Below are 22,340 nucleotides of genomic sequence, written 5' to 3'. Positions count from 1 at the left end.
CAATCGAAGAGTCAGGGAATCGACATGCTTTACCGAATCGCCGCCGACGGGCTAGTGCTGTTCCACCTGTTGTTCATTCTGTTCGTGCTGTTCGGCGGGCTGCTGGTGCTCAAATGGCGCCACTTGATCTGGTGGCACCTGCCCGCCGCCGCGTGGGGCGTAATCGTAGAAGTCTTTCACCTGACCTGCCCGCTGACCTATTGGGAAAACCTGATGCGCGAAGCGGCCGGGCAAACCGTGTATGGCGGCGGTTTCGTCGAGCATTACGTGTTGCCGATCATCTACCCGGCCGGGCTGACACCGACGATTCAACTGGGGCTTGGCAGCGTGGTGCTGGCGGTCAACCTGCTGGTGTATGTGCGGTTGATCCGATTGTGGAAGTTGCGTAGAGCCGCGTGAACGACACCACCCTCCCGTAGGAGCGAGGCTTGCCCGCGAAGGCATTGGCACAAGCAATGTTGATCCTCAGGTGGACCGCAGTGGCCGCATCGCGAGCAAGCTTTGCTCCTACAGTTTGAGGACCTTGAACATGCTGTCGATTGAAGACCTGGCCCTGCTTGAGGCCATCCGCGCAACCGGCAGCCTGTCCCGCGCCGCCGCCCATCTGGGCAAGGCGCCCTCCACCGTCTCCTACGCCGCCCGCCAACTGGAAGAGCGCTTCGATGCCCTGCTGTTCGACCGCCGTCGCTACCGTTTGCAGCTCACCGCAGCCGGCGAGTTGCTGGTGAACGAAGCGGCGCGGCTGATGCAGGACGTCTCCCGGCTGACCCAACGCGTCCAGCAAGTGGCCAACGGCTGGGAGAGCCGGTTGTGGATCGTCACTGATGAATTGCTCGAATTTGACACCCTAATCCCGGTGATTCACGACTTCGACGCGCTGGAATCCGGCGTGCCGTTGCGCATTACGCAGGAAGTGCTCAAAGGGGTCTGGGAAGCCCTGCGTGAAGGTCGCGCGGACCTGATCATCGGCGCCACCAACGAACCGCCGGCCATCCCGTCATTGCGCTGGATGCAACTGGGGGAAATGGAGTGGGTGTTCGCCGTCTCGCCCAAACACCCGCTGGCCAAGGCCAAAGAACCGATCACCCGGGCCATGGTCACCCAGCACCGGGCGATTGTGGTGGCCGACTCATCCCGGGCCACCGAAGGCAGTACCTACGGCGTTTCCGGCGGGCAACCGGTCCTCGCCGTGCCGACCATGCGCGCCAAAATCCTCGCCCAGTGCAACGGCCTGGGCGTCGGTTGGTTGCCGCGACACCGGGTCGGTACTCTGCTGGACAACGGCACGCTGGTTGAAAAACAAATGGCCGACCCACGCGAGCCGAACATCCTCTACGCCGGTTGGCGCGGCGACCATGACGGTCGCGCCCTGGGCTGGTGGCTGGAACAGCTCAAGCAACCCTGGCTCGCCACCAAACTGGTCCAGGGCAATGACCGCTTTGTCTGAACTCAGTTAGCGATGACGCTCATGTTCCGGCCACTGGCCTTGGCCACGTACAACGCTTTGTCCGCCGCGCTGACCAGATCATCAGCCCCGGCTTGCGAGGCCGGATCGTAGGCGCAGACACCCAGGCTGACCGTCACCACGCCTTCAATACCGTCCGTATGCTCCATACCCGCCAACTGCACCGCGCGACGGATTTTTTCCGCCACCAGAAAGGCTCCGACATAGTCGGTACCGGGCAGTACCACCGCAAATTCCTCACCACCGTAACGAACGGCCAGGTCACCGGGACGATTGATGTTTTGCGTGATGATCGCGCTGATTTTGCGCAGACACACATCACCGGCCACATGCCCATAGTGATCGTTGAACAACTTGAAGTGATCGACATCGAGCATCAGCATCGCCAGGCTGGTCTGGCTGCGTCGGGCACGGCCCATCTCCGCGACCATGAACAGATCGAACTGACGCCGGTTCGCCAGCCCGGTCAGCGCATCTTCCAGGGCCAGCAGTTCAAGGCTGCGATTGACCTCCATAAGTTTTTCCTGGGCGTCGAGCAATACGCTTTGAATGTGATTCTGCTGCTTCATGACCCGGATCAGCCGATAGCCGAGCGTGCCCAGGAACGCCAGCAGCAAGGCGACGATGGCTGCACTGTTCAGGGATTCCTGGCGCCAGCCGGTCAGCACTTCTTCCTTGTTGAGGGCCGTAAACACAATCAGCGGATAGCCCTCGACCCGGCGAAACCCCACGACCCGCTCAACACCATCCAGGTACGACTTGACCATTGCCGTGCCGGAATTGCCCAAGGGCAGCAATTGGGTGAACAGCGGCCCCTTCGCCACGCTGGTGCCAACCTCGGCGTCTTTGAACGGCCGGCGCACGACGATGGTGGCGTTGTCGGCGATCAGGTTGATGACTCCGTTCTGGCCCATGTCGATGCTGTTGTACAAATCGAGAAAATGGCTGAGATAAAGCGTTGCCAGCGCCACACCGGCGAAGCTGCCGTCGGGATGATTGATCCTTCTCGACACGGTCATGATCCATTCACCGGTCGAACGACTCTTGATCGACGGACCGATATGCGGGCCACGGTCAGAGTGATCGCGGTGGAAGATGAAGTATTCACGGTCGGAGTTGTTCGCGTCCGGCACATTGGCGCCATTGGAGTTGGCCAGCCAGCGTCCGTCTTCACCGAAAATGAACAAGCCATGGAGTTGCGGCAATTCGCTGCGCTGGGCACCGAGCAATCGCTGCAGGCGCGGCATCTGCGCTTGCCCCATGCCCTCGTTTTCGAGGCGGTCCACCAGCGAAAACAGCAGCGTATCTGCCTGTTTGATCGAGGCTTGCGCCTGGGACGCCAGGGTCTGCGCCAGGTTGGACATCGCCACTTCCTTGTCATGCAAGTGGTAATGCCGCGAGTTCCAGGCTTCCCAGATCGCAATGGCCGCCATGGACAGGCACACCGCAACCAGCAACACCACGGCGTAACGAACCTTGAGCTTCGCCTGGACCTGCTCGGCCAGCAACGACTGCGTGGGTTGCAGGGCTTCGATACGGACTTTTACGGACGGCTGTCCCATGACATTCCTTGAAATTGCGTTGAAGAGGCGATGCTTCCTGATCGCGTCTTTGACCCGTCGAGCGCATTACTATGCCTGAGCATCGATCAGATTAGGCGATACGTGCCTTGAATGCCCGCAACGTCAGAAAAATCGCGAACATCGAGGGCAACGTCACCGCAAGTGGAACAGGAGTGCGGATTTCGCCTGCACCACAGGTTTAACGCGGCGTCTGCTTCACCGCTTCAATCCATGCCGGGTTCAATCGGGTCTGTTCGGTATCGATCCCCAACGCTTCCATCCGCGCCTTGTGCTGATCCATTTCGCGGATCAACTGGCTGTGATCGCTGGAGTTGCCGTCCAGTTCATGCATCTGGTGCAACCCCAGGTGATAGAAGCGCAGCAGCTTCATGGTGTCCGGATCATCCTTCGCCACCGCTGCCGTCACCTGATGCATGACGTTGGTGACGCTCATCAGGCTGCGTTTGAGGCGCCAGCCGTAGACTGCCGGGGCCATCCATTGCTGGTTCCAGAACCGGCCACGCATCAGCGCCACCATCAGCAACACCGCGACAAACACGCCGCCGACGTTGAACCGCAGGTTGTCGCCGCCCGGTTCGCCGAACAACGCCACAGCCGTCGTCGAGAGCACCATGGCCAGCGCCAGGAAAATCAGGGCGATGATCACCGTACTGCGCCGGGTCTGGCTTCGGAAAACTTCGGCATTCATTGGCTGGATTTCGAACATCTTGGCGGGGTTCCCTGCATCAATGGAAAGGCTCTGTGAGCAAAAAGAGTGCGGGGCATTATCGCCTCTGTGGGGGATTTAGCTATGCTGGGGCTCCTTTTCATCTTTTCATCGTCAAAGGAGAACGTGGCGAGACAGCGTACTTCGTGCCATCTTCTTTCATGGATACATTTTATTCGGATGCCAATCGCTCCTCCTCTATGACTGGCATCGTTTTAAGGATCATTGAATGTCCCAACGCCAAGTAATCAACGCCTCTGTCAGCCCTAAAGGCAGCCTGGAAACCCTGTCCCAGCGTGAAGTCCAGCAACTGAGCGAAGCCGGTTCCGGCAGCACCTACACCCTCTTCCGCCAGTGCGCCCTGGCCATCCTCAACACCGGCGCCCACGTTGATAACGCCAAGACCATCCTCGAAGCCTACAAGGACTTCGAAATCCGTATTCACCAGCAGGACCGCGGCGTGCGCCTGGAACTGCTGAACGCTCCGGCCGACGCCTTCGTCGATGGCGAAATGATCGCCAGCACCCGGGAAATGCTGTTCAGCGCCCTGCGCGACATCGTCTACACCGAAAACGAACTCGACGCCCAGCGCATCGACCTGAGCACCTCGCAAGGCATCAGCGACTACGTCTTCCACCTGCTGCGCAACGCGCGCACCCTGCGCCCAGGCGTCGAGCCGAAGATCGTGGTGTGCTGGGGTGGCCACTCGATCAATACCGAAGAATACAAATACACCAAGAAAGTCGGCCACGAACTGGGCCTGCGCAGCCTCGACATCTGCACCGGGTGCGGTCCCGGCGTGATGAAAGGCCCGATGAAAGGCGCGACCATCGCCCACGCCAAACAGCGCATCCACGGCGGCCGTTACCTCGGGCTGACCGAGCCGGGCATCATCGCCGCCGAAGCGCCTAACCCGATCGTCAACGAACTGGTGATTTTGCCGGACATCGAAAAACGCCTGGAAGCTTTCGTCCGCGTCGGTCACGGCATCATCATCTTCCCGGGCGGTGCCGGTACGGCGGAAGAATTCCTGTACCTGCTGGGCATCCTGATGCACCCGGATAACGCGGGCCTGCCCTTCCCGGTCGTGCTGACCGGGCCGAAACACGCGGCGCCGTATCTGGAGCAACTGGACGCATTCGTCGGCGCCACCCTGGGTGACGCGGCGAAGCAGCACTACACGATCATCATCGACGACCCGGCGGAAGTGGCGCGGCATATGACTGCGGGGCTCAAAGAGGTCAAACAGTTCCGCCGCGAGCGCAACGATGCGTTCCATTTCAACTGGCTGTTGAAGATCGACGAAGGCTTCCAGCGCCCGTTCGACCCGACCCACGAAAACATGGCCAGCCTGCAACTGAGCCGCAAGCTACCGGCCCACGAACTGGCGGCCAACCTGCGTCGGGCGTTCTCCGGCATCGTCGCCGGCAACGTCAAGGACAAAGGCATCCGCCTGATCGAAGAACACGGCCCATACCAGATCCGTGGCGACGCGGCGGTGATGCAACCGCTGGATCAGTTGCTCAAGGCGTTTGTAGCCCAGCACCGGATGAAACTGCCGGGCGGCGCGGCATATGTTCCGTGTTATCAAGTGGTTGCGTAACAAACCTAAAGTGAATGCTCCCACGGGGTTGCGCAGCAGCCCTTTGTAGGAGCGAGGCTTGCCCGCGAAGGGAGCGCCGCGATCATCTATTGCACCGCGTCATGCCTGTTCGCGGGCAAGCCTCGCTCCTACAGATCACCCATCTGCCCTTCCAGATGCGCACTGATGAAATCGACAAACACCCTGATTTTTTGCGAGAGCTGACGGCTTGACGGCCAGACCAGGCTCAAGGGATTAGGGCCGATCGAATGATCGCCCAAGACCCTGTGCAACGAGCCATCGGCCAAGGGTTCGCGCGCAAGGAAGTCCGGAAGTATCCCCACACCGAACCCGCTGATGATGGCGCTGCACACCATGTCCATGTTGTTGCAGGTCAGGACGGTACGCGTGCGAATTTCAGCCTCGCCTGCGCGAAGCTTCAGCGGCCACTCCTGTAGCTTGCCACTTTTGAAAAACCGGAAACGAACGCCCAGATGACTGTCCAAATCTCTAGGCGTTCCTGGTGTGCCATGACGCGCCAGGTAATCAGGCGATGCGCAGATGATCAACTGCACCGGCGGTAAAGCGCGCTTCATCAAGCGCGAGTCCGGCAACTCGCCGCCGCGAATCGCAATATCGATGCCCTCCTCGACGAGGTCGACCATCTGGTCGCTGAAATCGATGTCCAGTTCGATGTCCGGGTACTGGGCCATAAATTCGAGAAATGCTGACTGGAACAAGTGATAACTGGCAATCGGCAAGCTCAGCCGCAAGCGTCCGCGCGGGGTTTCGGTGGAGCGTGAAAGCGCCGCTTGGGCATCGTCGAGGTCATCGAGAATGCGCCGGCAACGCTCCTGAAACATCCGCCCTTCATCGGTGAGGCTAATGCTGCGGGTCGAGCGTTGGAACAGTCGCACACCGACCTGCTGTTCAAGCCGCGTCACGCCTTTGCCAACCGCCGAGGCAGACAATCCGAGCGCCCTGCCCGCCGCGACAAAACTGCCCAGTTCAGCCGTTCGTATGAAGGGCATGAGCCCACTGAGCCGATCCATCACCCACCTCCTATTCGAGCGTTTTATTCCAATATAAGCGGAATATTTGCCGTTTTTAACACGATTAGCGCCGCCCTATCATCCTTGCATGTTCAAACTTCAGCAAAGGACTCTCCCGATGGAAAACTCGGCGGCTTCGCGTACAACGCAAAAAAACCTGGTGTTGTTGGCCGTGTGTATCGCGGCCATCACCATGCCATTCAACTTCACCGCCGCCGCTGTCGCGCTGCCGGCGATTGGCCGGGCCTTCGATGGCAGCCCCATGCAACTCAATTGGGTGACCAACGCTTTCATGCTGACTTTCGGCAGTTTTCTGATGGTGGCAGGCGCACTGGCCGACAGTTTCGGGCGCAAGAAAGTCTTCATCGGCGGTGTAGCGTCGTTCGCGGTGCTGTCGGCGGCGCTGACGTTTGCTGCCGATCTGACCACTTTCGATCTGCTGCGCGCTGCCCAAGGAATCGCTGCGGCGGCGGCTTTTTCAGGCGGCATGTCGGCCCTGGCGCAAGTGTTCGATGGCCCGGCGCGGATCCGTGCATTCAGTTTTGTCGGCAGCAGTTTTGGTATCGGTCTGGCATTCGGACCGATTGCAGCGGGTGTCATGATTGAAGCGTTTGGCTGGCCGACGATTTTCCTGCTGATTACGCTACTGGCCTCGATCGCGTTCATTCTGGCAGCGCGGTACATGGACGAATCGCGCAATCCACAAGCGGGCGGAATCGATTGGCCCGGCGCAATCAGCTTCACCTGGGCCTTGGGGATCTTCACTTATGGCGTGCTCAAGGTACCGGAAAGCGGCTGGAGCGATCCGTGGGTGCTCGGTCTGTTCGCCGTGGCCTTACTCTCGTTCATTGCCTTTGTGGTGATCGAGCAACGGGTTGCCCAGCCGATGCTCGACCTCAGCCTGTTCCGTTACCCGCGTTTCGTCGGCGTACAACTGCTCGCCGCCGCCCCGGCCTACGCCTTTGTGGTGTTGCTGCTGTTGCTGCCGGTGCGTTTTGTCGGGATCGACGGCATGAGCGAAATAAACGCCGGCCGGCTGATGATTGCGCTCTCGGCACCGCTGTTGTTTCTGCCAATCGTGGCGGGTTACCTGACTCGCTGGTTGTCCCCATCGACGATCTGCGGCGTAGGTTTGCTCATATCGGCAGCGGGTCTGTTCTGGCTCAGTCATGTGCCCACCGGCAGTGCGCCTTGGATGTTGGCATTGCCGATGTCAGTGATTGGCATCGGCATCAGCCTGCCTTGGGGTTTGATGGATGGGCTGGCGGTCAGCGTCGTTCCCAAGGAACGGGCCGGCATGGCCACCGGCATTTTCAGCACCACGCGGGTCGCCGGTGAAGGGGTCGCGGTCGCGGTGGTCACCGCCCTGCTCTCGGCGCTGACGGCCAGTCATCTGGGCGTCTCGCTCAACACTGCAGAAGCTGCACAGCACCTGGTCACCGGCGATGTCGCAGGGGCGTCCTCGCTATTGGCCGGAACCAGTCATGCCGCGCTGATCGATGGCTATAGCGCCGGTTTCAGCACATTGCTGCTGGTTTTGACCACGATCACTGTGGTGGCGGCGGGCGTGGTTTTTCTGTTCCTTGATCGGGGGGATGAGCAGAGTGACGGGGCCGCGCCGGTCCTCGAACCAGCGGACTGATTGGGTTAGCGATGTCAGGCCGACGCTTTGTAGATATCCCCGGCTCCTCGCGAAGGGGCCGTCATATCCGACATCAACGTCGCCTGACACTCCGCCTTCGCGAGCAGGCTCGCTCCCACAGTGGTTTTGTGTCTGCTACAGATGATCAGCGTCAATCACTGCTTTGGCAAACGCCTGCGGATCTTCCTGCGGCAGGTTGTGGCCGATGCCGCCATTGATCAGCCGATACTCATACTTGCCGGTAAAGCGCTTGGCGTAATCTTCGGCAGCCGGGTGCGGCGCGCCATTGGCGTCACCTTCCATCGTGATGGTCGGCACGGTGATGTTCGGTGCCTTGGCCAGTCGCTGTTCGAGCGCTTCATATTGCGGTTCGCCCTGGACGATGCCCAGGCGCCAGCGGTAGTTGAACACCGTGATCGCGACATGGTCCGGGTTATCCAGCGCCGCAGCACTGCGGTCGAAGGTGGCGTCGTCGAAGGTCCATTTCGGTGATGCGGTTTGCCAGATCAGCTTGGCGAAGTCGTGGCGATTTTTTTCGTAACCGGCCTCGCCACGGTCCGTCGCAAAGTAGAACTGGTACCACCATTGCAGTTCAGCCTTGGGCGGCAACGGATTCTTGCCTGCGGCCTGGTTACCGATCAGGTAACCGCTCACGGCGACCAGCGCTTCTACCCGCTCCGGCCACAGCGCCGCGACGATGTCCGCCGAACGTGCGCCCCAATCGTAGCCGCCGAGCACGGCTTTCTTGATTTTCAGGGCATCCATGAAATCGATGACATCACTGGCCAGCGCGGCGGGCTGGCCGTTGCGCAGGGTCTTCTCGGACAGGAAATGCGTATCGCCATAGCCACGCGCGTACGGGATCAGCACCCGATAACCTTTGGCCGCCAGCAACGGCGCCACGTCGCTGTAGCTGTGAATGTCGTAGGGCCAGCCGTGCAGCAGGATCACCACCGGCCCATCGACCGGGCCGACCTCGGCATACGCTACATTCAGCAACCCGGCATTGACGTGCTTCAGGGCGCCGAACGGGTCAGCCTTGAGGGTGCTGGCACTGGCTGCCACAGGCGCCGTGGTTTTGACATCGGCATGCGCTGCAAACGCAGCAACGTTCAGGACCGCGAAGAAGCTGGCTGCAGCGAGTTTGTTCCAGTTCATGGTGATTTCCTCAGGGGTGCGATGACCAGTGGTTGCCAGGCAAGTCGGCTTGCCTCAATGGATCCATTCAATCGTCCCGAGGTATCTGCCATGTGTCGTAAAACCACTGCTAATAAGGCATAACGTGTCCAACAGCGCCTGAGATACAGTGCGATACAAACAGGTGTGGGACCTGGCTGTGTACTAATAACAAGAGGGCTGAGCGATGGAACATGTGGACCACATTCTGATTGTCGACGACGATCGCGAGATCCGCGAGTTGGTCGGCAATTACCTGAAGAAGAACGGTTTGCGTACCACCGTGGTCGCCGACGGCCGGCAGATGCGCAGCTTCCTGGAAGCGAATCAGGTGGACCTGATCGTGCTCGACATCATGATGCCCGGCGATGACGGCTTGCTGCTGTGTCGGGAATTGCGCGCCGGCAAGCACAAAGCCACGCCGATCCTGATGCTCACTGCGCGCACCGATGAAACCGATCGCATTCTCGGCCTGGAAATGGGCGCCGACGATTACCTGACCAAACCCTTCGCCGCCCGCGAGCTGCTGGCGCGGATCAACGCCGTGCTGCGCCGCACCCGCATGCTGCCGCCGAACCTGCTGATCACCGAGAGCGGCCGGCTGCTGGGTTTCGGCCGCTGGCGCCTGGACACCACCGCCCGCCATCTGCTTGACGAAAACGACACCATGGTCGCCCTCAGCGGCGCCGAGTATCGCCTGCTGCGGGTATTCCTTGATCACCCACAACGGGTGCTCAGCCGCGATCAGTTGCTCAACCTGACCCAGGGCCGCGACGCCGATCTGTTCGACCGTTCCATCGATTTGCTGGTGAGTCGGTTGCGCCAGCGCCTGATGGACGACTCCCGGGAATCGACCTATATCAAGACCGTGCGCAATGAAGGCTACGTGTTCTCCTACCCTGTGGAGATGTTGGGCGCGCCGTCATGAGGGGGATTTGTATCCGTCTGTATAAAACCCCGCGCTAGATACGCAACACCCGACTTCGCGGCGTTCCCGCACACATCACCGATACACCCGAGCGTTTAACTGTGAACACCAGACAGCACTGACCTAGCCGGTGCTGCTGACTCACTCAATCATTAAGCGCACGGAGAATCACCATGTTCAACTTCTCGAAAGTTTCGTCCCTGGCACTCGGTCTGGCACTGATTGGCGGCCTCGGCCTGTCGAACCTGGCCTCGGCCAATACTGTGAGCGCTGCTGCTCACAGCCCGGTACAGCAACTGCTGGTGGAGGGTGGGTCGGATCGGCTGATCCAGAATCGTGTGGCCGAAGGTGGCGCCGATCGCCTGCAAGAACTGCGCGAACGTGTTGCGCTGTTCAGCCCAGCCAACGCCGTGAACGCCGGAGTAGTGGTTGCAGAAAACCGCCCTGAGTTCGGCTCGAAATATCAGCGCTACTGATCCAACTGTGGGAGCGAGCTTGCTCGCGATAGCGGCCAGCCAGTCAATTGAGAGGTTGAATGTGCCGGCCTCATCGCGAGCAAGCTCGCTCCCACAAGGGTTTTGGGCCAGACACAGAAAATGCGATCAACACCTGTCAACTGAATGGATCAACGCTCTCGATATCAACTATGCGTCAGGGTGTTTTCTCATCTCCGCGCTCCAGCACTAGAGTGGCCACATCTTCTTCCCACTCTCTGGAGCAACATCATGAAAAGCATCATCGGTCTTACCTTCGCCCTTACCGTCCTTGGCGCTACCTCGGCCATGGCCGCAACCCAATCCATCGCTGCGGTAAAAGTCGGCCAACCAGCGACCCAGAACGTCAACAGCGTCAGCATCGACACTGAACGCAAAGGCAGCGTCAACCTGCAGCAGAACGCCGAACAAGCCAAACTCTACGTGGCTGAAAACCGCCCTGAGTTCGGTTCGAAATATCAGCGTATCGATTCGTAAGTTTGCGCCGCTTCAAACAAGAAACCCCGGGTAGATCCGCTCTACCCGGGGTTTCTCCGTTTTAACAGCCACTGATACCCGTGGTAGCAGCTGCCGAGCTGCGCGAGGCTGCGTTCGGCGGCGCAGCCGTCGTAAACCCGCTATGCACGGTCATCCTGAAACAACGCAGCCACTGATTTTACGACGGCTTCGCCGCCGAACGCAGCCTCGCAGGCTCGGCAGCTGCTACAGCTAGCCGTGTTGCCAAAGCCTTGGCCTGACTCACCACATCCGCTATCGCTGTACTCTCCCACCACATGCCGCGCAACGGTGGGCCCATGGCAAACAACCGTTGGGCAACTTGCCCCTCGGCATCCAGCACCGCGCCATCCACCGCCGCCGCAATCCCCAGCGCCAATGGCCCCGGCTTGATCAATCCACGCGCCAGCAACTGCTGTGGCAGCGGACGAGCGACCCGGCGCCAGTCGTATTCGATGCCACTGGAATTGATCAATGCCGCACCGCTGACGATCACCGTTTGCGCTTCGCCGCGACGCCGGATGCGAATGCTCACCTCACCACTCACGGAAGGCTCCAGACCGTTGAACGATGCCGCCTGAATCCGCAACCGCCCTTCCCCGTGCAGCCGCGCCACCAATTGCGCGCTCAACGGCGGCGAACGGTGGTGATGACTCTCCCACCACGGCCGTACATGCCGCACGAATTGCCGACGCTGCACGTCCGTCGCCTGGCTCCACAACCGGCCGATGTGCTGCCGAACCGTATCCAGCGGCGCTTGCCAGTCGATGCCTTGGGCCATGGCGTCCTTGCAGTGCTGGCGCAGTGCGCGCATCGCCTGTCGCGGTGTGCGAATGCTGGGGTCTTGTGCGAGAAAATCCACCCAGGCCGGCGGTTGGCGCCGGACATGGGGTAGCAATCCGTGACGGGAAAACACTTCGATCGGCCCGCGATGCCCGGCCTGTTCCAGCGACACCACCGCATCGATCATGGTCAGGCCCGAGCCGATGATCAGTACCGTGGATTGCGGGTCGAGTTGCTGCATGGCGGCGATGTCCCACGGATCCAACGCTGCTGCATTCAAACCGCAGGATTTGGTCTGCGGCGTGCGCGCGGCAGTGAACATTCCCGTGGCCAGCACCGCAAATGCACCTTGCAGGCGTTTACCGTCGCTCAAGGTCAGTCGCACGGAATCGTCGAGGGTTTGCAGGTCAACCACCTCGGCCCGCACATGCTCGAGACTGGAACCGTTCAACGCCCCCATCGCTTGCGCTTGCGCCAAACGCTGCTGCACGTAAAGGCCGAAAATCCCACGAGGCGGGAACATTTCGCTGACCGGCACATGTTGCTCGTCAGACTCGGGCCAGCCCCCCGCCGCGATGTACCCGGTCAGCCACTCGGTCAAGTCATTGGGTTTATCCAGATCGACGCTGATGCGCGCTGCATTTCCGTTCATTGTGTGGCCCGGTTCGACGGCGCTGTAAGCCTCTCCCCGGCCTAATTCGGCCCGCGGTTCAATCACCAGCACATGGCGCTGACCCGGCAATCGCATCAACTGAGCGGCCAGCAAGGCGCCGCTCAGGCCGCCTCCGATGATCAGAATGTCTGCGTGGCGGATGGCGTCCGTGGCCTGTCCGCTTGGAATTTGAGTCATGAAGTTCTCAGTGTTGACCTAAATAAAAGTTGTGCAAATCGCCCCGGGCCAGCAATTGCTCGGCGCTGCCGTTCAGCACCACCCTACCGGTATCAAGTACGTAGGCCGTGGAGGCGAATTTCAGCGCCACATTAATGTTTTGTTCGGCAATCAGGAAGCTAACCTTTTCATCACGATTGAGCTGGGCCACGATCTCGAAAATTTCCTGGACGATAATAGGCGCCAAACCCATGGAAGGTTCATCAAGCAATACCAAAGTAGGACGTGTCATCAACGCCCGACCGATGGCGACCATCTGCTGCTCGCCACCGGACGTCAGCCCGGCCTGGGTCTTGCGCTTGGTTTTCAGGCGGGGGAACCAAGCGTAGATTCGCTCCAGGTCCCGGGCCAGTTCCTGGCGACTCAAGCCCCGGACAAACCCGCCGCTGCGCAGGTTGTCCTCCACCGTCAATTGCGGGAACACGTGCCGACCCTCCAGCACATGCACCATGCCTTGGCGCACCCGCACGCTCGGATCGACACCGGCCGTATCACGCCCGAGAAACTCGATGCTGCCGCGACTGACCTCCGCGCGCTCGGCCCGCACCAGCCCGGAAATCGCCTTGAGCGTGGTGCTTTTTCCCGCGCCGTTGGCCCCCAACAACGCAACGATGCCACCCTTGGGCACCGTCAGCGACACCCCGGCCACGGCCAGGATCGCGCCGTCGTAGACCACTTCGATGTCCTTGACCTGCAACAGCTGCTGCGCGGCGTTATCCGTGGCGGCTTGGCTCATGGCTTATTCATCCCCGGTGCAGGTGCGCGGCGTCAGGCCTTTTTCCTTGGCGAACGCCGCGGATTTTTCGTCGATCAACGGCCGCAGCAAGGCGCGATCCGCCGGGATCCAGTCGCTGATCAGCGTCCAGTTCGCGCCGTCCCATTGCTGCACCCGCGCCGAACCACCGCCCTCGTGATCCTTGCAGGACAGCTTGAGGTTCTGCATCAGCCCGAAGTAGCCCATGTCCTTGAGCCGCGCGTCGTCGATGTTCAAATGCTCCAGGCCCCAGCGCCCTTCCTCGCCGTTCAATGGGCGTTTGCCGAATTTACCCTGAGCAGTGCGGATCGCTTCGACCATCACGGCGGCGTTCACCAGCCCGGAGTTGTAGTAGACGCTGCCGAAATTCTTCAGGTCCTTGAGGTCGCTTTTGCCCTTGTCGAGGATGTATTGCTTGAGGCGTTTGTGGATCTCGAAATCGGTGCCGGCCGGGTATGGCGTCAGCGCCAGATAGCCTTTGGCAGCGGCGCCTGCGGGCAACACGTCTTCGCTGGAACTGGCCCAGATGTCGCCGACGATATGGTCCACCGGGAAGCCGAAACGCGCAGCCGTCTTAACCGCCACCGGGGTCGACACGCCCCAGGTGCGCAGGAATACCCAGTCCGGGTTGAGCTGGCGAATCTGCCGCCATTGCGACGATTGTTCGTTGCCTGGATCGGCCACCGGAATCTGGATGTTTTCGAAGCCGTACTTCTCCGCCAACAGCTTCAACGGGCCAAGGGTTTCGCGACCGTAAGCCGAGTCGTGGTAGACCGTGGCGATTTTCTTGCCCTTGAGTTTGTCGAAGCCTCCCTCGCGCTGGGCGATGTAGTTGATCAGGCTTGACGCTTCGCTGTAGAAGGTCAGCATCACCGGGAAGTTGTACGGGAACACCGTGCCGTCGGTGGCTTCGGTGCGGCCGTAGCCGAGGGTGATCAGCGGGATTTTATCGACCTCGGCGCGCTCGCTCAGCGCATACGCTGCCGGTGCACCGTTGGGGGAATAGATCGCCACCGGCGCGCCGTCCAGGCCTTTCTTGAAGCGCTCATAGCATTCGATGCCCTTCTCCGCCGTCCACTCGGTCTCGCATTCTTGCCAGACCAGTTTCACCCCATTGATCCCGCCCTCCACCTCGTTGATGTAGTTCAGGTAATCGAGCATGCCGGCCCACACCTGCACGCCGCTGGAGGCATAGGCGCCCACGCGGTAGGTGGCCAACGGGAAGAATTGCTGGTCCGGCGAGGCCTGGACCATTGGCACCGCAGTGCCGAAAACCGCCAGCGTCAGCGCAGCGCCAAGCAAGGAACGTTTCAAGGATGCACGCATGTTGTCTCTCTAATAGGTCAGGAATTCAGAAGCGCAGCGGCCAGTGGCTCAGCCGTTCACGAAGGTTGCCCAGCAGGCGAATCAAGCCTTCCGGTTCCTTGATCAGGAACAGGATGATCAACACGCCGAAGATGATTTTTTGCAGGTTCTGCAATTGCCCCGCGTCCACCGCGCCACCGAACAACGCTTGCCCGGCGTGGCTGAGCAGGATCGGCAGCAGGCTGATAAACGCCGCGCCGACGAAGTTGCCAGCGATGCTGCCCATGCCGCCGATAATGATGATGAACAGGATCTGGAACGATCGATTGATATCGAAGCTGCTGGCGCTGGCGGTGCCCAGGTAAGCGAAGGCCCACAACGCCCCGGCGATACCGAGGTAGAACGAGCTGACGGCGAACGCCAGGTGTTTGTAGCGCACCACCGGGATGCCGATCACGGCGGCGGCAGTGTCCATGTCGCGGATCGCCATCCAGTTGCGGCCGATCTGGCTTTTCACCAGGTTCACGGCGACCCAGGTCAACAACAGCACCGTGGTCAGGGTCAGCAAATAACGCCCGACCGGTGTGTTCAGGTCATGGCCGAACAGCGCCAGTTTCGGCGCGGAAATGGTCCCGGACGAGCCGTAGTTGTAGAACCAGGGGAATTTGACGAACAGCCATTCGAGGAAGAATTGTGCGGCCAGCGTGGTGACCATCAGGTAGAAACCCTTGATCCGCGAACTGGGCAGGCCGAAGACAAAACCGACCACGGCGCTGATCAAGCCGCCGCCGAGCAGAGCCACCGGCAAGCCGAGTTCAGGCAATCGCAGCAAAAATCCATACGTGGCAAACGCGCCGACCGCCATAAATCCCGCCGCGCCGACCGACGTCTGGCCGGTGTAGCCCGTCAGCAGATTCAGGCCGAGCCCGGCCAGCGACAGCACCAGGAACGGGATCAGGATCGCGTTCAGCCAATAGTCGTTGCCGGTCAGCGGCACGATGACGAAGGCGATCAACAACAAGCCGAGCAGGCCAAACGGCACACGACGCTGGATCAACACCGACGGCGCGGTTTCGCGGGTAAGGGAAATCGACATGGGTTCAGACTCGCTCGATGGCGCGCTCGCCGAACAGGCCGGCGGGACGGATATACAGGAAGGCCAAAGCCAGGACGTACGCGAACCACGGCGTGATGCCGCCGCCGATCAGCGGACCGATGTAGACCTCGGCGAGGTTCTCCGCCGCACCGACAATCAGCCCGCCGACAATCGCCCCGCCAATCGAGGTGAAGCCGCCGATGATCAACACCGGCAAGGCCTTGAGCACCACCAGCGACAGGGAAAACTGCACGCCTTGGCGCGCGCCCCAGAGCAATCCGGCGACCAGTCCGACAATCCCGGCCACCGCCCAGACGATTTGCCAGATGCGATTGAGGTTGATGCCGATCGACAGCGCGGCGGTGGTGTCATCCGCCACGGCGCGCAAGGACACGCCAATGCGGGTCTTGTTGAACAACAGCGCCAGCACCGTCACCAGCACGATGGCGGCTGCGGCGGCGATCAGGTCGAACTGGCTGACCATCATCCCGCCAATGAAAATCGGCACGTCGTCGATGCCCAGATCCAGCGCCCGCACTTGCGAGCCCATCAGCCCTTGAGCCAGACCTTCGATGATGAACGACAGCCCGAGCGTGGCCATGAACAGAGTGATTTGCGAACGATTGACCAAGGGCCGCAGCACCAGCCGTTCGATCAACAGTGCGCCGATGATCATCACCACCACGGTGAGCAACAACGCTAACGCAAACGGCACGCCTTGGTCGTGCAGGCTGACGAAGGTCAGCGCGGCGAACAGCAGCATCGAGCCCTGGGCGAAATTGAACACGCCGCTGGCCTTGTAGATCAGCACGAAGCCAATCGCGACCAGCGAATACATGGTGCCGGCGAGCAAGCCGCCGAGCAGGGTTTCGAAGAAGAAGGTCATCAGTGCACCACTCCCAGATAGGCCGCGATCACTTCCGGATCGGCCTGCACTTCGGCGGGCGTGCCGTCGCCGACTTTGCGTCCGTAATCCAGCACCACCACGTGGTCGGACAGGCCCATGACCACGCTCATGTCGTGTTCGATCAGCACCACGGTGGTGCCGAGGTCGCGGTTGATGTCAGCAATGAATCGCGCCATTTCCTGTTTCTCTTCGGCGTTCATCCCGGCCATTGGCTCATCGAGCAGCAACAGGCGCGGGCCGGCGATCAAGGCGCGGCCCAGCTCTACGCGTTTTTGCAGGCCGTAGGACAGATTGCCCACCGGCACGTCGCGGTGGGCTTGCAGTTCGAGGAATTCGAGAATGCCCTGTGCTTGTTGGCGAAAGTCTGCGGCTTCACGCCGGGCGCGCGGCAGGTTGAGGGCTTGTTCGATGAAGCTGCTGCGCAAGTGCCGGGACAGGCCGGTGAGGATGTTGTCGATCACGCTCATCTTCTTGAACAGCGCGTTGTTCTGGAACGTGCGACCGATGCCCCGGCGCGCGGCGCTCAGCGGGTCGATGCGTTTGAATGGTTGCTGCTCGAAGACGATCGAACCGGCATCGAAGCGGTACACGCCGTTCAGCACGTTGAGCAGCGAACTCTTGCCCGCGCCGTTGGGGCCGATCAGCGCGCAGATCTCGCCTCGGCGCACGTCGAAGGACAAGTCGTTGATCGCTTTCACGCCTTTGAACGACAGCGAAATGCCGCTGACTTGCAGGATGGAATCGGTCGAGCTCATGCGATGTCCCGTTTGAATTCGGCGAGCCAGGTTGGCGCGGGTTGAGCGCCTGGCGTGCGGGTGGCTTGCCAGATGAAATGCAGGTTGTGGAAGCCCAGCAGTCGGCGAACGCGATTCTTGATCAGGCGTTGCAGGGGTTTTTCCGGGTGGGCGATGGCCCAGTCGCACAGGCGTCGGCGCCAGGTGCCTTGGGGGGCGAGACGGCTGTCGATTTCGTCGGCCAGGCGTTGCAGGCGTTCGGCGGACAGCAGCAGCCCGGACGGCGCGACTTCTCGCCGATCACGGCTGGCGCTGCCGGGGCTTTCCGGGAAGGCCAGGGATTGGCCGCTGGCCAGCCATTGCTCCAGCAGAACGCTGAGGCCGTCCTGCCATTGCGTGCCCTCTTCGCTCCAGAGTTGCGCACCGTGGGCACCGAGGCGTTGGCGTTGCGGCGGTTCTACAGGGCCGAGCAGTTCGTTGAAGTCCAGCAGCGATTGGCCGTGGTTGAGCCACAGTTGCCGGGTTTGCCGGCCCTGGATAAAGGCGTGAGTCGGACGGCCGCGCCACAGCGCTTTGTGCAATGACTCGGCGTCGAGGGTGTCGGGCAAGGTCAGCACTTCGCCGCCGACATGCCGGGCGGCCAGGGCCAGCAGCAACAGATTCGGTTCGAAGGCGCCGCTCAGGGCTAGCCGCGAGTCCTCGGTAAACCCTTGCTGACGCAAGCCATCGGCCAGACGCTCGACATCGCGCAAGGCATCGATCCAGCGCCAGACAAACCACTGACCGTGGCGCTTGTGACGCAACGCCGTTTGCAACGGACTGACCTGCCCCCAATGGCGCAACTGCTCCAAAGCCTGGGGCGCCTTGACCTGCCATTCGGCAGCGTCCGCGCTGGGCGGACGCTTGAGTTCATGCACGCTCATGGATTGACCTCTATGTCATGGGCAAAAGCGTGCGGTGGTCCGCTGGGCTGAAATCTGTAAAACGACCACGATCCAATTGTGGGAGCGGGCTTGCTCGCGAAAGCGGTCTGTCTGGCGACACTGATGTTGAATGTGCCGGCCTCTTCGCGGGCAAGCCTCGCTTCTACAGGGGGATTGCATTTCTCCCGGGCGACTCGGTCACCTGTAGGAGCGAGGCTTGCCCGCGAAGGCGTCTACGCCGACAGCACTTTCTTCTCCTGCTGCCGCAACCCCGCCAAATCCCGATACCCAGCCCCCGGATGGATGTCGGGCAACCTCGGCCCTTCCCCAAACAACTTCTCGCGCAGGGTCCCCGGCGCATATTCGGTCTTGTACACGCCGCGCTTTTGCAACTCCGGCACCAGCAATTCCACGGCGTCGATAAAGGTTTCGTGGGTCAGCGCATACGCCAGGTTGAAACCGTCCACATCCGTCTCTTCAACCCATTCCTGCAACAGGTCCGCGACAGTCTCCGGGCTGCCGACAAACAACGGCCCAAACCCGCCAATCCCCACCCAATCCGCCAATTCATTCGGGGTCCAGACCTTGTTCGGGTCCGCTGTGGAGAACGCTTCCACCGCCGACTGAATCGCATTGGTGTGCACATGCTTGAGCGGTTCGTCCGGCTTGAACTGACTGAAATCGATCCCGGTCCAGCCCGAAATCAGCGCCATGGCGCCTTCATAACTGACCCAGGTTTTGTATTCCTCGAACTTGGCCTTGGCCTTGGCATCGGTCTCGCCAAGGATCACCGTTTGCAGGTTGAAAATAAGAATCTTCTTCGGATCGCGCCCCGCTTCAGCGGCACGCCGGCGGATGTCCGCAACGGTCTTCTTCAGCAGCACTTTCGATGGCGCGGCAACGAATACACACTCGGCGTGCTCAGCCGCGAACTGCTTGCCGCGACTCGACGCGCCGGCCTGATACAACACTGGCGTACGTTGCGGCGAAGGCTCGCAGAGGTGAATGCCCGGCACCTGGAAGTGTTTGCCGACGTGCTGGATCTCATGGATTTTGCTCGGGTCGCTGAAGATCCGCCGTTCGCGATCGCGCAGGATCGCGCCCTCTTCCCAACTGCCTTCCCACAGCTTGTAGCAAACCTCCAGATACTCTTCGGCGAAGTCGTAGCGGGCGTCGTGCTCGGTCTGGTTTTTCTGGCCGAGGTTCTTCGCGCCGCTTTCCAGATACGAAGTCACGATGTTCCAGCCGGCGCGGCCCTTGGTCAGGTGATCGAGGGTCGACAGGCGCCGGGCGAACGGGTAAGGATGCTCAAAGGACAACGACGCGGTCAGGCCGAAACCCAAGTGCTCGGTGACCAGCGCCATCGCCGGGATCAGTTGCAGCGGATCGTTGACCGGTACCTGCGCCGCCTGACGAATCGCCGCGTCACCGTTGCCGTTGTAGACGTCGTAGATACCGAGCACATCGGCAATGAACAAGCCGTCGAACTTGCCGCGTTCAAGGATTTTCGCCAGATCGGTCCAGTATTCGAGGTCCTTGTACTGCCAGGAACGATCGCGCGGATGCGCCCACAACCCCGGTGACTGATGGCCGACACAGTTCATGTCGAAAGCATTAAGACGAATTTCACGGGCCATCAAACGGCGCTCCTGAAGCTAGGGGGATGGATGCCGTTGAGGCGGAAGTTGCCGATGAGGTGGAGTTTCCAGCGCAGCGGGTCGTGCAGTGAACCGTGCAACGGAGTGCGTTGGCCGGTGAGTTCGAACTCGGCGTTGCTCACGGCATTCAAGGCATCGGCGCTGGCCAGATGCGATTCGGCGATGGCGACGCTGATTTCGGTGTCGTCTTCATGGCTGTTGAGGAAGGCTTCGGCACGTTCCAGCAGCGCGGCGGCGACTTCGATACGAATGTGCAAATCGCCGAAGCGGCTGATGACATACGGATCCTGCGTGGTTAGCCCGTTCTGGCGGACAAACCGCAGGGTCGCATCCAGCAGGCTGCGGGCGTTGTGCAAGTCGTGCTGACTTTTGGCCAAGGGCTGCTCGGCGCTGATCGGTTGGGTCAATGCATTCATGGTGGGCTCCTCAGTTCCAGGCGTGGCGCGCAGGCTTCACGCCGTTGAGCAGATAGTTGCCGATCAAGTGGTATTTCCAGCGCGCCGGATCATGCAAGGTGTGGGTCCGGGCGTTGCGCCAGTGGCGGTCGAGGTTGTATTTGCCGAGCACCGAGCGAGTGCCGGCGAGTTCGAAGAGTTTGCTGCTGGCGAGCAAGGCAATCTCGGCGGACAAGACTTTGGCCTGGGCCACCACTACCGAAGCGTGGGCGACCGTGTCTTCGTTGGAATTGAGCAATGCTGCGTCGATGGCCAGCCCGGCCTTTTTCAGAATCGCTTCGGTGCCGTGGACGCGCCATTCAAGATCGCCAATCGCGGCGATGCTGAACGGGTCCTGCCAGCCGTAATCGTTACCGCTGTCGATCCACGGGCGGGATTCGCGGGCGTAGCGCTTGGTCTCTTCCAGCGCACCGACGGCGATACCGGTGTCCACGGCGGCCTGGATGATTTGCGAAATCGGGCCGTCAGCGGTGGGTTCGTCAAAGGCCTTGTGCGCCGGGATCACCGCGTTCAACGGCACTTTCACCGCGTTGAGGGTTACGCCTCCGCTGGCCGTGGTGCGCTGGCCGAAGCCGTCCCAACTGTCGATCACCGTCAGACCGGGATTGTCCCGCTCAATAAAGGCAATAAACGCCTGGTTCTGTTCGTTGATCGCCACCGCCGGCACGATGTGCGCGAACAATGCACCGGTGCAATAGAACTTCTCGCCGTCGATTTGCGCGGTGTCCTGATTGAAACGAATACGGGTTTCAAACGCACCGGCGTTTTTGCTTTTGGATTCGGAAAACGCATTGCCGAAACGGTAACCCAGCAGGACTTTGCCGAAGTAGTAGCGCTTCTGCTCTTCGGTGGCGGTTTGCACCAGGATATCGAGCACGCCGAGGTGATTTTGCGGGATCTGGCCGAGGGACGAATCGGCAGCAGAAATGATCTTGATCACTTCAGCGACCGTCACGTAGGACACCCCGGCGCCGCCGTATTCCTTGGGAACGGTGATGCCCCACAGGCCACTGGCGGAAAACTCGTCGAGCTCGGTCACCGGCAGGCGTCGGTCGCGATCACGGACGCTGGCCTCGACGGCGAAGCGTGCAGCAAGCTTGTGCGCAACGGCGATGGCCTCGGCGTCCGAGCGGATCAAATGGGCAGTGGGAGGTGAAGTTGTCATGGGCCGACTCCTTGGTTCCGGGTGAATACCCTGGAGCTGTTACAGAAGTCGTGCCAATTTACTAATATGTTTTAAATCAACTGTTTACAGATCAATTGAAGAAAATAAATTAACTGAAAAAACACAAACTGCCTAATCACTGTTGCCCTGCCAACAGCTCGGCCTGAGTCATAATCGCGTCGATACATATAAATCGAGGACTTCACTTTTCTGGTAGAGGCCATCAATCCAGTAGTGAATCTGAATTTTCCCGTCGCCGAAGGCACGGGCAGGAATCAGGAACCAGGCATGCCCGCCATTCAATGGTGCTGTGATCATCCCGCAGGTGATGCCATGGCTGTATTGAAGGGTCACCTGAATGCCTGGATAGACACCCCGCTGCAGCTCAACATCGACCCAGGCGCCACCGACGATTTCTTCGATAAAGACCGTGCTATCGCAGGCCATCGATACGCCGGGTGCAGGTAAAAGCCCTGATAGCTTTTTTTGTGGAATAGACATGGTTGAACCCAATAGTGAGGAGAGCGCGAAAGTCCGCTGGCGCACTC

General features: G+C 60.6%; 22 protein-coding genes. 7 read left to right on the top strand and 15 right to left on the bottom strand.

Annotated elements, in window-relative coordinates; all coding sequences use genetic code 11:
• Positions 1-24: 24 nt before the first annotated feature.
• A complete protein-coding gene (locus ACIOYV_RS02335) occupies positions 25-399 on the top strand; it encodes a DUF2784 domain-containing protein (RefSeq protein ID WP_401320505.1) in 375 nt (124 codons plus the stop codon).
• A 130-nt stretch (positions 400-529) separates the two neighbouring features.
• Positions 530-1,447: a LysR family transcriptional regulator gene (locus ACIOYV_RS02330; RefSeq protein ID WP_401320502.1), complete on the top strand. Its 918-nt coding sequence runs from the start codon at positions 530-532 to the stop codon at positions 1,445-1,447.
• Between the two features lie 2 nt (positions 1,448-1,449).
• Here the strand turns inward: ACIOYV_RS02330 and ACIOYV_RS02325 are convergent, their stop codons facing one another.
• Together ACIOYV_RS02325 and ACIOYV_RS02320 are read right to left on the bottom strand one after the other, a co-directional pair.
• The gene (locus ACIOYV_RS02325; protein WP_401320499.1) at positions 1,450-3,027 is read right to left on the bottom strand and encodes a sensor domain-containing diguanylate cyclase; all 1,578 of its coding nucleotides are present in this window, start codon (positions 3,025-3,027) and stop codon (positions 1,450-1,452) included.
• Between the two features lie 199 nt (positions 3,028-3,226).
• Positions 3,227-3,754 (bottom strand): DUF3087 domain-containing protein, encoded by a 528-nt coding sequence (locus tag ACIOYV_RS02320; protein WP_401320496.1) that lies wholly within the window; start codon positions 3,752-3,754, stop codon positions 3,227-3,229.
• Positions 3,755-3,983: 229 nt separating this feature from the next.
• Between ACIOYV_RS02320 and ppnN the strand changes: the two genes are divergently transcribed.
• Positions 3,984-5,357: a nucleotide 5'-monophosphate nucleosidase PpnN gene (ppnN, locus tag ACIOYV_RS02315; protein ID WP_054053494.1), complete on the top strand. Its 1,374-nt coding sequence runs from the start codon at positions 3,984-3,986 to the stop codon at positions 5,355-5,357.
• Positions 5,358-5,485: 128 nt separating this feature from the next.
• Here ppnN and ACIOYV_RS02310 read toward each other — a convergent pair whose 3' ends face one another.
• Positions 5,486-6,388: a LysR family transcriptional regulator gene (locus tag ACIOYV_RS02310; RefSeq protein WP_401320493.1), complete on the bottom strand. Its 903-nt coding sequence runs from the start codon at positions 6,386-6,388 to the stop codon at positions 5,486-5,488.
• A 118-nt stretch (positions 6,389-6,506) separates the two neighbouring features.
• Between ACIOYV_RS02310 and ACIOYV_RS02305 the strand changes: the two genes are divergently transcribed.
• On the top strand, positions 6,507-8,030 hold the full coding sequence (locus ACIOYV_RS02305; protein WP_401320491.1) for an MFS transporter: 1,524 nt from the start codon (positions 6,507-6,509) through the stop codon (positions 8,028-8,030).
• Positions 8,031-8,165: 135 nt separating this feature from the next.
• Here ACIOYV_RS02305 and ACIOYV_RS02300 read toward each other — a convergent pair whose 3' ends face one another.
• Positions 8,166-9,188 (bottom strand): alpha/beta fold hydrolase, encoded by a 1,023-nt coding sequence (locus tag ACIOYV_RS02300; RefSeq protein WP_401320488.1) that lies wholly within the window; start codon positions 9,186-9,188, stop codon positions 8,166-8,168.
• Positions 9,189-9,393: 205 nt separating this feature from the next.
• Here ACIOYV_RS02300 and ACIOYV_RS02295 point away from each other — a divergent pair, with 205 nt between their 5' ends.
• From ACIOYV_RS02295 to ACIOYV_RS02285, 3 genes are all read left to right on the top strand, one after another.
• A complete protein-coding gene (locus tag ACIOYV_RS02295) occupies positions 9,394-10,134 on the top strand; it encodes a response regulator (RefSeq protein WP_401320485.1) in 741 nt (246 codons plus the stop codon).
• A 173-nt stretch (positions 10,135-10,307) separates the two neighbouring features.
• Complete coding sequence (locus ACIOYV_RS02290; RefSeq protein ID WP_401320482.1) at positions 10,308-10,610, top strand: phage infection protein; 303 nt, start codon at positions 10,308-10,310, stop codon at positions 10,608-10,610.
• A 249-nt stretch (positions 10,611-10,859) separates the two neighbouring features.
• The gene (locus ACIOYV_RS02285; protein ID WP_054053488.1) at positions 10,860-11,105 is read left to right on the top strand and encodes a hypothetical protein; all 246 of its coding nucleotides are present in this window, start codon (positions 10,860-10,862) and stop codon (positions 11,103-11,105) included.
• 178 nt (positions 11,106-11,283) lie between these two features.
• Here ACIOYV_RS02285 and ACIOYV_RS02280 read toward each other — a convergent pair whose 3' ends face one another.
• From ACIOYV_RS02280 to ACIOYV_RS02230, 11 genes are all read right to left on the bottom strand, one after another.
• A complete protein-coding gene (locus ACIOYV_RS02280; RefSeq protein WP_401320480.1) occupies positions 11,284-12,756 on the bottom strand; it encodes an FAD/NAD(P)-binding protein in 1,473 nt (490 codons plus the stop codon).
• Positions 12,757-12,763: 7 nt separating this feature from the next.
• Positions 12,764-13,531 (bottom strand): ABC transporter ATP-binding protein, encoded by a 768-nt coding sequence (locus tag ACIOYV_RS02275; protein ID WP_401320478.1) that lies wholly within the window; start codon positions 13,529-13,531, stop codon positions 12,764-12,766.
• Between the two features lie 3 nt (positions 13,532-13,534).
• On the bottom strand, positions 13,535-14,875 hold the full coding sequence (locus ACIOYV_RS02270; RefSeq protein ID WP_290027259.1) for an ABC transporter substrate-binding protein: 1,341 nt from the start codon (positions 14,873-14,875) through the stop codon (positions 13,535-13,537).
• A 25-nt stretch (positions 14,876-14,900) separates the two neighbouring features.
• Positions 14,901-15,950, bottom strand: coding sequence for a branched-chain amino acid ABC transporter permease (locus ACIOYV_RS02265; protein WP_054052780.1), 1,050 nt, complete (start codon positions 15,948-15,950; stop codon positions 14,901-14,903).
• 4 nt (positions 15,951-15,954) lie between these two features.
• Positions 15,955-16,836 carry a branched-chain amino acid ABC transporter permease gene (locus tag ACIOYV_RS02260; protein WP_054052782.1) on the bottom strand — a complete coding sequence of 294 codons (882 nt, stop codon included), beginning with the start codon at positions 16,834-16,836 and terminating at the stop codon, positions 15,955-15,957.
• Positions 16,836-17,612: an ABC transporter ATP-binding protein gene (locus ACIOYV_RS02255; protein ID WP_163914411.1), complete on the bottom strand. Its 777-nt coding sequence runs from the start codon at positions 17,610-17,612 to the stop codon at positions 16,836-16,838. Before ACIOYV_RS02255 ends, ACIOYV_RS02260 begins: the two co-directional genes overlap by 1 nt.
• The gene (locus ACIOYV_RS02250; protein WP_401320476.1) at positions 17,609-18,514 is read right to left on the bottom strand and encodes an acyl-CoA synthetase; all 906 of its coding nucleotides are present in this window, start codon (positions 18,512-18,514) and stop codon (positions 17,609-17,611) included. The genes ACIOYV_RS02255 and ACIOYV_RS02250 overlap by 4 nt, the downstream gene beginning before the upstream one ends.
• Before the next feature lie 233 nt (positions 18,515-18,747).
• On the bottom strand, positions 18,748-20,151 hold the full coding sequence (locus ACIOYV_RS02245) for an LLM class flavin-dependent oxidoreductase (RefSeq protein ID WP_401320474.1): 1,404 nt from the start codon (positions 20,149-20,151) through the stop codon (positions 18,748-18,750).
• On the bottom strand, positions 20,151-20,588 hold the full coding sequence (locus ACIOYV_RS02240) for an acyl-CoA dehydrogenase (protein WP_401320472.1): 438 nt from the start codon (positions 20,586-20,588) through the stop codon (positions 20,151-20,153). The genes ACIOYV_RS02245 and ACIOYV_RS02240 overlap by 1 nt, the downstream gene beginning before the upstream one ends.
• 10 nt (positions 20,589-20,598) lie before the next feature.
• Complete coding sequence (locus tag ACIOYV_RS02235) at positions 20,599-21,792, bottom strand: SfnB family sulfur acquisition oxidoreductase (protein WP_401320469.1); 1,194 nt, start codon at positions 21,790-21,792, stop codon at positions 20,599-20,601.
• A gap of 168 nt (positions 21,793-21,960) precedes the next feature.
• The gene (locus tag ACIOYV_RS02230; RefSeq protein WP_401320467.1) at positions 21,961-22,293 is read right to left on the bottom strand and encodes a hypothetical protein; all 333 of its coding nucleotides are present in this window, start codon (positions 22,291-22,293) and stop codon (positions 21,961-21,963) included.
• Positions 22,294-22,340 lie beyond the last annotated feature (47 nt).

Source organism: Pseudomonas sp. NPDC087342, from assembly GCF_044744265.1.
Lineage (GTDB): Bacteria > Pseudomonadota > Gammaproteobacteria > Pseudomonadales > Pseudomonadaceae > Aquipseudomonas > Aquipseudomonas nunensis.
The sequence above is the reverse complement of the archived record's forward strand: the minus strand, read 5'-3'. Positions and strand labels throughout refer to the sequence as shown.